The organism is Chitinophaga sp. G7 BAM 1005, assembly GCF_057126945.1.
This window is the reverse complement of record NZ_CP181478.1, coordinates 185,476-197,684: the sequence shown is the minus strand read 5'-3', so window position 1 is coordinate 197,684 and position 12,209 is coordinate 185,476. Positions and strand designations below refer to the sequence as shown.

General features: G+C 46.2%; 10 protein-coding genes. 8 read left to right on the top strand and 2 right to left on the bottom strand.

Going from position 1 to position 12,209, the window contains the following annotated elements:
• Positions 1-102 precede the first annotated feature (102 nt).
• Complete coding sequence (locus ACMXI2_RS00840; RefSeq protein WP_483779852.1) at positions 103-585, top strand: hypothetical protein; 483 nt, start codon at positions 103-105, stop codon at positions 583-585.
• A gap of 144 nt (positions 586-729) precedes the next feature.
• On the opposite strand, the gene yihA is transcribed toward ACMXI2_RS00840, so the two are convergent.
• Positions 730-1,338 (bottom strand): ribosome biogenesis GTP-binding protein YihA/YsxC, encoded by a 609-nt coding sequence (gene yihA / locus ACMXI2_RS00835; protein ID WP_079470057.1) that lies wholly within the window; start codon positions 1,336-1,338, stop codon positions 730-732.
• Between the two features lie 86 nt (positions 1,339-1,424).
• On the opposite strand from yihA, the gene ubiE reads away from it, so the two are divergent.
• The 5 genes from ubiE to ACMXI2_RS00810 all read left to right on the top strand — a co-directional run bounded on the left by ubiE (position 1,425) and on the right by ACMXI2_RS00810 (position 7,321).
• The gene (ubiE, locus tag ACMXI2_RS00830; RefSeq protein ID WP_483779851.1) at positions 1,425-2,171 is read left to right on the top strand and encodes a bifunctional demethylmenaquinone methyltransferase/2-methoxy-6-polyprenyl-1,4-benzoquinol methylase UbiE; all 747 of its coding nucleotides are present in this window, start codon (positions 1,425-1,427) and stop codon (positions 2,169-2,171) included.
• Positions 2,144-2,842, top strand: coding sequence for a type IX secretion/gliding motility protein PorT/SprT (gene porT, locus ACMXI2_RS00825; protein WP_483779850.1), 699 nt, complete (start codon positions 2,144-2,146; stop codon positions 2,840-2,842). The genes ubiE and porT overlap by 28 nt, the downstream gene beginning before the upstream one ends.
• Positions 2,843-2,901: 59 nt before the next feature.
• Complete coding sequence (locus ACMXI2_RS00820; protein WP_483779849.1) at positions 2,902-4,245, top strand: dihydroorotase; 1,344 nt, start codon at positions 2,902-2,904, stop codon at positions 4,243-4,245.
• A gap of 123 nt (positions 4,246-4,368) precedes the next feature.
• Entirely contained in the window at positions 4,369-5,697 is a 1,329-nt protein-coding gene (locus tag ACMXI2_RS00815; protein ID WP_483779848.1) for a MutS-related protein, read from the top strand.
• Between the two features lie 85 nt (positions 5,698-5,782).
• The gene (locus tag ACMXI2_RS00810; protein ID WP_483779847.1) at positions 5,783-7,321 is read left to right on the top strand and encodes a YifB family Mg chelatase-like AAA ATPase; all 1,539 of its coding nucleotides are present in this window, start codon (positions 5,783-5,785) and stop codon (positions 7,319-7,321) included.
• Here the strand turns inward: ACMXI2_RS00810 and ACMXI2_RS00805 are convergent.
• On the bottom strand, positions 7,318-9,444 hold the full coding sequence (locus ACMXI2_RS00805; protein WP_483779846.1) for an elongation factor G: 2,127 nt from the start codon (positions 9,442-9,444) through the stop codon (positions 7,318-7,320). The two genes, ACMXI2_RS00810 and ACMXI2_RS00805, sit on opposite strands and share 4 nt — an antisense overlap.
• A gap of 150 nt (positions 9,445-9,594) precedes the next feature.
• Between ACMXI2_RS00805 and ACMXI2_RS00800 the strand changes: the two genes are divergently transcribed.
• Together ACMXI2_RS00800 and ACMXI2_RS00795 are read left to right on the top strand one after the other, a co-directional pair.
• A complete protein-coding gene (locus ACMXI2_RS00800; RefSeq protein ID WP_483779845.1) occupies positions 9,595-11,370 on the top strand; it encodes an ABC transporter ATP-binding protein in 1,776 nt (591 codons plus the stop codon).
• 45 nt (positions 11,371-11,415) lie between these two features.
• Positions 11,416-11,853 (top strand): DUF983 domain-containing protein, encoded by a 438-nt coding sequence (locus tag ACMXI2_RS00795; RefSeq protein ID WP_483779844.1) that lies wholly within the window; start codon positions 11,416-11,418, stop codon positions 11,851-11,853.
• Positions 11,854-12,209 lie beyond the last annotated feature (356 nt).

Sequence of the window (12,209 nt, the reverse complement as noted above, 5' to 3'; positions counted from 1 at the left end):
CAGGTGGCTTTTTCTCCCCTTATCAAGCTATACATTCCCCTTCCAACACTGTAACTTTCCCCCGTTTTCTACGCTATATATTCAATAAAACACACTTTTTGCATGACACTACCAAAATCATTGGCAGCCGCATTGCTGCTGGCATCTTTCTGCACCCTTTCCTGTAAAAAAGATAAAGTAGAAGCTCCAGACACTACTTCGCTGTTTGTATTTGACGGAGGATTTAGCGTTACCGGCGCCGAATTCAAAACGTTACAAATTACTGCAGATGGCAGCTACGTTATTACTCAAAAAAACAATGAAAAAAACACCAGGAAATTACCACGTAATGTGCAAGACAGCCTGAAGCCTTATCTCAGCAGCTTTCCCCGGGCAACTATAAAAGCAGATCCCAATATACACACTTACTGTAAGGGCTGTGCATCAGATGCCGCCTACCGTGCATTTATCTATGTACAAAAAAATCCAACCGACAGCACCAGCATTTATTTGGATCTAGCATCCTATTGGAGTGGCCCTGCCTATTTCGCCGCGTTCCAGAAAAAGATTAATCAAACGATCATCAACAATAAAATATTTAACTGATGATAAAAGAAGAAGGAGACTGGTAAAAATGGATAGCAGGTGTTGACGCCTGGCAGGTACCTAACCTGTTACGTAACAGCGGGCAAAAAAATTACCTCAGATTACTGAGGTAATAATAGTGCGTATAAAAGAGGATTCAGCTGATCAGGCGATGGCCCGGAATTGTGCGTTCAGTTCATCGATATAGGTGAGGATCGCATCCCGGCCGGATTTCTTTACTGTAGAGGTAACGAAATTGGGAGGAAGAAACTGCCAGGTTTCTCTCATTTTGTTGAGAAAAGCTTTTACGTTTTTGCTAACCTCTGCCTGGGTACTTTTATCTGCTTTGGTGAATACCAGGCTGAAAGGAACATTCCATTCTCCCAGTTTGGTAATAAAATCGATGTCGATTTTCTGTGGCTGGTGGCGGCTGTCGATTAAAACAAATACGCTGACGAGGTTAGGCCGTTTGCGCAGGTAGTTTTCGATCATCTGTTCCCACTGGCGGCGCTGCGACAGGCTTCTTTTAGCGAATCCGTAGCCGGGCAGATCTACCAGGTACCAGGCGTTATTGATGGCAAAATGATTAATCAGCTGTGTTTTACCGGGGGTACCGGAAGTTTTGGCTAATTTTTCATTATTAGCCAGAATATTGATCAAAGAAGACTTACCTACGTTAGACCGGCCGATGAACGCATATTCCGGCCATATGGGATTGGGGCATTTTTCCCAATCGGGACTACTGATAAGATATTCTGCTGACTTAATAACCATAATGATATTGCTTTGTTCCATTAAAAATCCCGCATCCCTGTTTTTGCATACTGTCACATGACCACATTTCTTTAACTTTGCGCACTATGTCAGAAAATGCAAATGTTCAGAAGATCGTTCCCTTTGAAGGGTCAAAATTAAGCAAGAAGGAGCAGATAGCGACCATGTTTGATGATATTGCTTACCGCTACGACTTTCTTAATCACTTTATGTCGCTCGGGATCGACATTATATGGCGTAAAAAAGCCTTGGGGTATTTGAAATCACTTCAGCCCAAACTCATGTTGGACGTGGCTACCGGCACGGGCGACTTTGCTATAATGGCGGAAAAGCGTCTTCATCCCGACAAAATTGTGGGCATTGATATTTCTGAAGGGATGTTGAGTCATGGCCGGGAAAAGATCCTGAAAGCGGGGTTAAGCGACAAAATTACCCTGCAAACCGGCGATAGTGAGACAATAAGTTTTCCCGACCAAACGTTTGATGCCATAACGGTGGCATTCGGTGTGCGCAATTTTGAAAACCTGGAAAAGGGGCTGTCTGAGATGTATCGTGTGTTGAAGCCCGGGGGTAAATTGGTGATCCTGGAATTTTCGAATCCCACAGTTTTTCCTATTAAACAATTATATAATTCGTATTTTCGTTATATCACACCTCTGATCGGGAAATGGATAGCCAAAAGCCAGGCGGCCTATAGTTATCTGCCGGAATCTGTGAAAGCGTTTCCGCAGGGTGAAGCAATGCGAACTATTTTAACCAACACCCGTTTCCAGGCCGTTACATGCAAAACGCTAACATTCGGCATATGTTCCATTTACTGCGCTACGCGCTGATATTCATCGTATTCGGGATACTTCCCGCACGGGCCCAAACCCAGATGAATATGTTGGAACACGATGCAAAACCCTATTACTTTGGTATTACGCTGGCCGCAAACCAGTCGTATTTCAAACTGGAGCACTCTCCTGCCTTCCTGGCCGATGACTCTGTTATGATAGCAGAACCGCTGAAGACCATGGGATTCAACCTGGGACTGCTGGCCAATGCCAGGCTCAGTGAGCATTTTGATCTGCGCTTTAATCCCCAGCTCATTTTTGCCTCCAAGAACCTCTACTACCGTGACACTTATCCCAAACCACAGGATACAGAAAAAAAGATTGAGTCGATATTACTGAGCTTCCCTCTGCAGATTAAATTTAAATCGGACCGCATCGGCAACATGCGCGTTTATACCATTGCCGGCCTTAAATACGACTACGACCTTGCCTCCAATGCCCGCCTTCGCAGAGCAGAAGACCTTGTAAAGATCAAAAAGAGCGACTACGGCTATGAAGCCGGCGCCGGGTTTGAATTCTATTTCGAAAGCTTCATTTTTGCCCCGGAATTTAAAATCAGCAACGGTTTTGGCAATGTGCATGTGAAAGACCCGAACCTGCGGTACTCCAATGTGGTAGAGAAATTACAGTCGAGGATGATTGTGTTTTCGATTCATTTGGAAGGATAAGTGGGACGATTGTCTTCACCCATTCACCTTGATTACGCCGATTTTTTTACCTTTGCGGCATGCAAAATTACCTCATCAGGAATATAGCCGTGGTAAACGAAGGACACACCACGGTACAGGATGTATGGATCAAAGACCACCGCATTGAAAAAATAGCGCCCAATATCACTATCAGCGGTAATTACACGGAAATTAACGGGGAAGGCAAACACCTGTTGCCGGGCGTTATAGATGACCAGGTACACTTCCGGGAACCGGGATTAACCCATAAAGCCACCATCTATTCAGAAGCACGCGCTGCGGTAGCCGGCGGTACCACCAGCTTTATGGAAATGCCCAATACCAAACCGGCCGCGCTCACCCAGGAACTCCTCGAAGACAAATACATCATCGCACAACATCACTCGCTGGCTAATTACTCCTTCTTTATGGGGGCCGCCAATGATAATGTGGAAGAAATACTGAAAACGAACGCCAAAAAGGAAAGTGTTTGCGGCGTAAAAATATTCATGGGATCTTCTACCGGGAATATGCTGGTAGATAACTATCTCACCCTGGAAACTGTGTTTTCCAATAGTGAACTGCTGATTGCCACGCATTGTGAAGATGAAAAGATCATCCGCGCCAATATGGAAGCCTTTCAACGGGAAAAAGGGGATCGTCTCACCGCTGCGGATCACCCGCTGATACGCGATGTAGAAGCCTGCTTTGAATCTTCGCTGGTGGCTATACAGTTTGCACAGAAACACAATGCCCGCCTGCATATCCTCCACATCTCCACGGCGAGGGAGTTACAGCTGTTCAGCAATATGCTGCCGCTGGCGGAAAAAAGGATTACGGCAGAAGTGTGTGTGCACCATCTTCATTTCACTGCAGACGATTACGCACAATACGGCAACCTGATCAAATGCAACCCGGCCATTAAAGCCCCGGAAAATAAAACCGCACTCTGGCAGGGACTACTGGACGACCGGCTGGATATCATTGCCACCGATCACGCCCCGCACACCTGGGAAGAAAAACAACTGCCCTACCTGCAGGCCCCATCCGGCGTTCCGCTGGTGCAACACAGCCTGCTGCTGATGCTGGAATATGTAAAGAAGGGAAACATTACCCTGGAAAAAGTAGTGGAGAAGATGAGCCATGCTCCCGCTATCTGTTTCCAGATAAAGGAAAGAGGATTTTTGAGAGAAGGATATTATGCCGACTGCGTAATCGTGGATCTGCAACACCAGACGAATGTAAGTAAAGAAAATATTTATTATAAATGCGACTGGAGCCCGTTTGAAGGCCATACCTTCCCCGCCGCAGTTACGCATACCTTTGTAAGCGGCCACCTCGCTTATGCCGACGGCGTTTTTAATGAGAACGTATTGGGCCAGCGACTGGCTTTCAGCCGATAGTTTTGCTTCCGTAAATGCAGCGGCTCCTGCTGCATTTACGGAAATGCCGGCACAGCCTTTCAATTCTTATGGAATTTTTCTATCCTTGCATCTTCCACCGTATATTCACCAAAAAGATGCTGCATGCAACTGGACAAAACATCCTACTACGACCTGTCTATTTTTAACCGCGACGAAGAATTTTCCCTGTTTCACCGCCTCGACTTCACCACCACTGCCGGTGGCCGCGAATATCTGCGCCAGCTATACAGCAATCCTTTATCTGATATCAATACCATTAAAAACAGACAGCGTGCCTTACAATATATCCTGGAACAGGAAAACAACTGGCCTTCTATTATTTCCAATGGTACTATTGTAGTGGTGGAGAATTACATGGATGCCCAGATTGAGCCTATTTCCAGTACAGAAGGACTTGCCCTGTATCTTCATGCGGCGCTCAATAAAACTTTGTATGCACCTGATTATGGCTATATCAAATTTTCGTTTACACAACTGGTGATATTACTGAAAGGATTCCGTACGTTTATCAATGCCTTCAATTCAGACGAAACCCCAATGGTGCTGAAAGTGCTGATGGACAGGGCACAACAGCTACTTACCAAAAAAGAATTCTACGAAATTTTAAAAGCAGATGAAGAAGGGAAATTGAATTTTGTGGAGATCCTCCGTTATGATAATTATATCAGGAAACGACACCGAAAAGTAATCCAGGAGCTGGTAACCCTTTATCAGCAACTGGATGCATACTATGCAATGGCTAAAGCCATAAAGCATTACAACCTGCAGTTCCCGGTTTTCTCCAGCAACAACAGACCTCTTATTAAAGCCAAACAACTCTATCATATCATTCTTTCTGAGCCGGTAGCTTATGATGTTCAACTGGATGAAGCAGCTCATTTCATGTTCCTGACGGGCGCCAATATGGCCGGTAAAACCACCTTTATCAAGGCGGTGGGCGTGGCTGTATTCCTGTCGCATATAGGTATGGGCGTACCTGCTGAAAATATGGAGCTGAGCTTCTTTCACGGCATCTTCAGTAACATCCAGGTACAGGATAATATTTTTAAAGGAGAAAGTTATTTCTACAGTGAAGTACAGCGTATCAAAAATACCATTCTGCAAATCAGCAATGGTAAAAACTGGCTGGTGCTGATCGATGAAATGTTTAAAGGCACCAATGTGGAAGATGCCAGGAACTGTTCCCTGGCCGTGATCAGGGGATTCCTGCAAAGTACCAACTGCCTGTTTATCCTTTCCACCCACCTCTATGAAGTAGCAGATGAACTGAGTACCGAGAAACGTATCCAGTTTAAATATTTTGAGTCTACTGTTATTGACGATGACCTGCATTTCACCTACTTACTCAAAGATGGAATTGCCAAAGAAAAAATAGGTTACCTGATCCTGAAAAGAGAGAAGGTACTGGATCTGCTTACGCAGATAAAATAAGCGGGAAGCATTTAACTGCGGGCCATGTAACGATGTTTCCAGCAGTTAAATGCTTATATTCGTATCTGTTAACCCAGATATCAATATGATTGTTAAAACCTACGGCAGCGCCATCCTCGGCGTAAATGCCATCACCATTACCATAGAGGTAAATGTATCTTCCAAAGGCAACAAATTATTTATAGTAGGGCTACCGGACAATGCGGTAAAGGAAAGCGAACGGCGTATCGAATCCACCATCCAGTGTATGGGGTTACGCATGCCGCGAACACGCACCGTAGTAAACATGGCGCCCGCCGCTATCCGCAAGGCCGGAGCTGCATACGACCTGCCCATTGCCGCCGGTATTATTGCCGCTTCCGGGCAAGCCTCTCCTGTGCATCTTGAGCATTATCTCATGATGGGAGAGTTGTCGCTGGATGGTACCATCCAGCCTATCAAAGGCGCGTTACCAATGGCTATGCAGGCGCTGAAAGATGGTTTCCGGGGCTTTATACTTCCCAAACAGAATGCCCTGGAAGCCGCGATGGTAAATAGTTTGAAAGTCTATGGCATCTCTCATATTTCAGAAGCCATCAACTTTTTAAATGATCCCGATAGCCTCACACCTGTTACGGCCGCCCGCGATGAATTCTATTCCACGCAGGACAACTGGGGAATTGATTTCAGCGAAGTAAAAGGACAGCAGCATATTAAGCGTGCCCTTGAAATAGCCGCTGCAGGCGGGCATAATGCGATATTGATTGGTCCGCCGGGCGCAGGAAAAACTATGCTGGCCAAACGTTTGCCCACCATTCTTCCGCCGCTCACCTTGCAGGAAGCGCTGGAAACTACTAAAATCCATTCAGTAGCCGGGAAACTGCCGGAGCATACTTCATTGATCACGCACCGCCCGTTCCGCTCCCCGCATCATACCATCAGTGATGCGGCGCTGGTGGGTGGTGGCAGCATTCCACAACCGGGAGAAATTTCACTGGCGCATCACGGCGTATTATTCCTGGATGAGCTGCCGGAGTTTAAACGCAAAGTGCTGGAGGTAATGCGGCAGCCGGTGGAAGAAAGAAGAGTGACCATTTCCCGCGCCAGAACAGCCATTGATTTTCCTGCCAGCTTTATGTTGCTGGCATCTATGAATCCCTGCCCCTGCGGGTATTTCAACCATCCGGAGAAGGAATGTTCCTGCGCGCCGGGGCAGGTACAGGAATACCTGAATAAGGTGTCCGGTCCGCTGCTGGATCGTATAGACCTGCACGTAGAGGTAACGCCGGTAAAATTTGCGGACCTGTCTTCCACCAGCGCCGCGGAGAAAAGTACGTATATACGTAACCGTGTGATTGCTGCGAGAGCCATCCAGGCAAAGAGGTTTGCCGGTCATGGCGGGGTGTATTGCAATGCACAAATGCATAGCCGGCTGCTGGCTACCGTATGCGTTATCAGTGATAAATGCCGGGAACAACTGGGGCAGGCCATGCAAAAATTAAAGCTCTCTGCCCGTGCATACGACCGGATACTGAAGGTAAGCAGAACTATTGCCGACCTGGAGGGGAGTCATAGTGTAGAACCTGCGCACATGGCAGAAGCTATACAGTTCAGGAGCCTCGACAGGGAAAACTGGGGGAATTAAACGCCCAGGTCTTCCTTATAACTTTCGCTCAGCTTCCGCTGCATCTCTGCAGGAACGGGCGCATATTCGGCAAACTGTGATTTCAACTTGGCTTTGCCCTGGGTAACATTACGCAATGCAGCAAACAGTTTATCTATTTCGGCCTGTGGGGTGCGTGCTTTGATCACCTGGTAGCCATTCAGTGTATCCATTCCCGTTATAATGCTGCGGTGGGTCTGGAGTTCGCTCATGATATCGCCCATCATAACATCGGGGGCTACTGCTTCCAGGTCATATACCGGCTCCAGCAACTGCGGGGCGGCCTGGTGGAACGCCTCGCGGAAAGCCATCATACCGGCTATTTTGAAGGAGATGTCGTTGCTGTCTACCGGGTGCATTTTACCATCGTATACGCTTACACGTATATCGCGTACGTATGATCCGGTTAGCGGGCCTTCCTGCATTTTTTCCATTACCCCTTTAAGGATAGATGGCAGGAAACGGTTGTCGATAGCGCCACCTACTATACAATTGTTGAATACCAGTTTGCCGCCCCAGTTCAGCGCTATTTCTTCCGAATCGCGCACGGTATGTTCCTTATAGGGCGGCATACCCTCATACCAGGGCTCTATTTTCATATATACCTCTCCAAACTGTCCGGCGCCACCGGATTGCTTTTTGTGGCGATAGGAAGCCTGGGCAGGCTTCTGGATGGTTTCACGGTAGGGAATTTTGGCGGCATGAAAAGCCACCTGCATTTTATAAATATTCTCGAGCCGCCACCTGGTAACGAGCAGGTGCAGTTCTCCCTGTCCGTGGAGGATTACCTGTTTCAGTTCGCGATTGAACTCCACCATGAGGGTAGGATCTTCCATATGGATTTCGGCAAGCACTTCGCTGAGTTTTTCATCGTCGCCTTTATTCTTTGCCTCAATGGCTACTCTTACTTTGGGGGCTGGGAAATCGATAGGGGTTATTTGTCCGGGGAAATTCTTTTCTGCCAGGGTTTGATTGGTGAGGGTACTTTTCATTTTAAGCGCGCAGCCGATATCCCCAGCCTGCAGGCGTTCTATATTATTGCGGTTTTTCCCGTCTGCAATAAACAGCTGGCTGATACGCTCAGTGGTGTTACCCTGTTCGTTGATAAGTTCCATACCGCCTTTTACTTCTCCCGACATTACCTTAAAATAAGTGAGCCTGCCGATATGCGGCTCCTGTAACGTTTTAAAAACAAATAATCCTGCCGGACCAGCAGGATTGCAGGGAACAGGTTTGCCTCCGGTGGTAACTTCGGCAGGCATTTCCGCAGCGCCGGGAGCTACATTATCGATAAATCCCATCAGGCGGCCACTGCCCATATTATTTTTGGCGGATAAGCAGAACAGGGGGAACACATGGTGATTGAGCATGCCTATTTTGATGCCTTGCCGGAGTTCATCTTCATCCAGGCTCCCTTTTTCAAAATACAGTTCCATGAGGGTATCATCGTTTTCTGCGGCTTTTTCCACCAGTTCGTTGTGTAGCTGGTCGGCTCTTTCCTTTTCGCTGTCGGGGATGGGGAGTTTTTCAGGTTTACCTCCGTTTTCGGAAAAACGGTACATGGTCATTTTCAGGAGATCGATGATGGCATTGAATCCGGGGCCTGCGTTTACCGGGTACTGCATAATAGTAACAGGCTGACCGAATACCCGGTTGGCGTCTTCCACTGTTTTATTGAAATTGGCCAGTTCGGCGTCCAGCTGATTAACGGCTAATATGGTGGGTTTTTGATATTTATCCACATAATCCCATACCAGTTCTGTTCCTACTTCCACTCCGTACTGGGCATTAAGCAGGAGAACAGCAGTGTCGGATACGCGGATGGCTGCAATTACTTCCCCGATAAAATCTTCCAGTCCGGGTGTGTCTATAATATTGATCTTATAATCTTTCCATTCGGTGTGCATCAGGGTGGCATATACGGAATTTCCCCGTTCATGCTCAATATCGTGGTAGTCGGACACGGTATTTTTCTCTTCAATTGAGCCTCGTTTACTGATGATGCCGGCTTCAAATAACATGGTTTCGGAGAGGGTAGTTTTGCCGCTTTTGGGTGCACCTAACAGTACGATGTTTTTAATATGTTTTTCATCATACGTCTTCATATGTGGAGATTTATTTAGATAATAGATACTCACCTGTGTCTTTACAAAGAACTTACTATTAAGTTAACGTTTTTTGACTAAAATAGGCAGTACTTTTCCCCGGAATATGTGGCAACATGCAGTAACTTTGCACCTCAGGAAAACGGACATATGAAACTATTACTGCATTATTTGAAGAGATATAAATGGTTGGTCGTATTAGCAATGGCTCTGGCCAGTATTAACCAGCTTTTCTCACTGATGGACCCGATGATCTTCGGATGGATCATTGACAGGTTCGCTTCTCATCCAAAAACTTTTAAGGGTGGCACTATATTCCGGCCGGAGAACGAGTACCTCACGGGGGTACTGCTGCTGGTTGGCGCTGCAATAGGCGTAGCGATGGTATCCAGGATCGCCAAAGCGTTCCAGGACTATTTTGTGAACGTAATTGTTCAGAAATTTGGCGCGCAGGTGTATACCGATGGTCTTAAACACTCGCTCCGGCTGCCTTACCAGCAATTTGAAGATCAGCGCAGCGGTGAAACGCTGGCTATTCTTCAGAAAGTGCGGGTTGACTGTGAAAAATTCATCACTGCCTTTGTGAACGTGCTTTTTGTGTCGCTGATAGGTGTATTGTTTGTGATGGTATATGCCACCACGGTACACTGGAGCCTTCCGTTTGTGTATCTTACCGGATGTATTTTACTGACTATTCTGATGAGTTTACTGAGCAGGAAAATTAAGGTGATACAGAAGACGATCGTAAAAGAAACCACCGCACTGGCCGGATCTACTACAGAATCTCTCCGGAACATTGAGCTGGTAAAGAGTTTGGGCCTCTCCAACCAGGAAATAAGGCGTTTAAACTCCACTACGATGAAGATCCTGCTGCTGGAACTGAAAAAAGTGCGGAGCATCCGCAGTATCAGTTTTGTGCAGGGTACTTTTGTGAACCTGATGCGCTCTGCCATCCTGTTCCTGCTGCTGTTTTACATTTACCGCGATGTAGTGAGCATCGGACAGCTGATGACCTTACAGCTGTATTCCTTCTTCATTTTCGGACCCTTACAGGAGCTTGGCAACATCATCCTGAATTACCGCGAAGCGCAGGTGTCGCTGTTAAATTTCCAGAGCATCCTGAACACACCGGTAGAGGAAATGCCCGCCAACCCTATCAAGGTAACGCATATCGATGAACTGCAGTTTAAACAGGTAGGGTTCAAGCACCTCACGGCAGCCACCAAAGCACTTGATAAAGTGAACTTCTCCGTAAATGTGGGGGAAACCATTGCTTTTGTAGGACCGTCGGGTTCCGGTAAAACCACGCTGGTAAAGCTGTTGGTAGGATTATACAAACCCAATGAAGGGCATATCTACTACAATGGCATTGACGCCAACGATGTAGATATGGAAGACCTGCGTCACCAGGTAGGTTTTGTTACACAGGACACCCAGCTTTTTTCGGGCACCATCCGTGAAAACCTGCTGTTTGTAAATCCCGGCGCCAGCGATGCGGATGTGATGGAAGCGCTGGATAAAGCGTCGTGTTATTCATTACTGGCCAGGGCCGACAAGGGTCTTGAAACAGTAATTGGCGAAGGCGGTATCAAAATTTCCGGCGGGGAGAAACAACGTTTATCTATTGCCAGGGCATTGCTCCGCAGGCCGCGCTTACTGGTGTTTGATGAAGCTACATCTGCACTGGACTCTATCACAGAAGAAGAAATAACCAAAACCGTACGCGAAGTAACGGCCAGCAAACAACATATTACGGTGATGATTGCGCACCGTTTAAGCACTATTATGCATGCCGACCGTATTTACGTACTGGAAAAAGGCCAGATCGTGGAAATGGGCAGACATGCGGACCTGGTAGCTGAAAAGGGGCTTTACTATGCGATGTGGAGACAACAGATCGGCGAGCGTAAAACAGAAGCCGTATAAGCCACATCTTTCGGTTACTAAAAAGTAAATGATTAATTTTGTAAGATGAGTACACAGAAGCCCAGGCGCCCTAACTATTTTGTCAGCATGCTGACTATGAAATGTCCAAGATGCAGGAAAGGAGATATGTTCAAAGATCAGAATCCGTTTCATCTCAGGTTTTCAAAGATCTTCAACATGTATGATAACTGTCCTGTATGCGGACAAAAATATGAGTTGGAAACCGGCTTTTGGTTTGGAACAGGCTATGTGAGCTATGCTTTATCAGTAGCATTCAGTGTGTTTAACCTGATCTGGTTCTGGTTATTTTTTGGATTAACCTGGAGAGATAACAGCATTTTTATCTGGCTTGCCGTGAATGGCGTGCTGCTGGTACTTATACAACCGTGGCTGATGCGGCTGTCGAGGGCTATTTATCTTTATTTCTTTGTGTATTACGATGAGGATACAGAGGGGCTGGAAAAGCCTACACATCAACATTAAAAAATAACTGAAAAAATATGGGGCTGTAAAAACAGCCCCTTTCTTTTTCAACCAAAATCTGAACCAATGGTGGTCAGAAAAGTCTTAATTACAAAAACCAATTTTTGAAAACTGAGGGAACTGTTCCTCCTGGCAGGACATTCAATCTTACACTTACATAACTAACGATCCCCTAAACTACAAAATCTATCAATATTTCAATCAAATATTTACATCAATGGTAAAACCAGCCTGTATTTGTACTGTAAAAATGATTTTACTTATCAAGCCCGCCTGTACCGGGTTTACCACCAGTACAGCAAATTTATATAAATTAGAAAATATTATAACGTTATTGCTATAAATAATATATAAGT

Bases quoted from the DNA above. Each gene is read 5' to 3' on its own strand.
- ACMXI2_RS00815 (WP_483779848.1), top strand. From the start codon at position 4,369: ATGCAACTGGACAAAACATCCTACTACGACCTGTCTATTTTTAACCGC.
- ACMXI2_RS00810 (WP_483779847.1), top strand. From the start codon at position 5,783: ATGATTGTTAAAACCTACGGCAGCGCCATCCTCGGCGTAAATGCCATC.
- ubiE (WP_483779851.1), top strand. From the start codon at position 1,425: ATGTCAGAAAATGCAAATGTTCAGAAGATCGTTCCCTTTGAAGGGTCA.
- ACMXI2_RS00805 (WP_483779846.1), bottom strand. From the start codon at position 9,444: ATGAAGACGTATGATGAAAAACATATTAAAAACATCGTACTGTTAGGT.
- yihA (WP_079470057.1), bottom strand. From the start codon at position 1,338: ATGGTTATTAAGTCAGCAGAATATCTTATCAGTAGTCCCGATTGGGAA.
- ACMXI2_RS00795 (WP_483779844.1), top strand. From the start codon at position 11,416: ATGAGTACACAGAAGCCCAGGCGCCCTAACTATTTTGTCAGCATGCTG.
- porT (WP_483779850.1), top strand. From the start codon at position 2,144: ATGTTCCATTTACTGCGCTACGCGCTGATATTCATCGTATTCGGGATA.
- ACMXI2_RS00840 (WP_483779852.1), top strand. From the start codon at position 103: ATGACACTACCAAAATCATTGGCAGCCGCATTGCTGCTGGCATCTTTC.
- ACMXI2_RS00800 (WP_483779845.1), top strand. From the start codon at position 9,595: ATGAAACTATTACTGCATTATTTGAAGAGATATAAATGGTTGGTCGTA.
- ACMXI2_RS00820 (WP_483779849.1), top strand. From the start codon at position 2,902: ATGCAAAATTACCTCATCAGGAATATAGCCGTGGTAAACGAAGGACAC.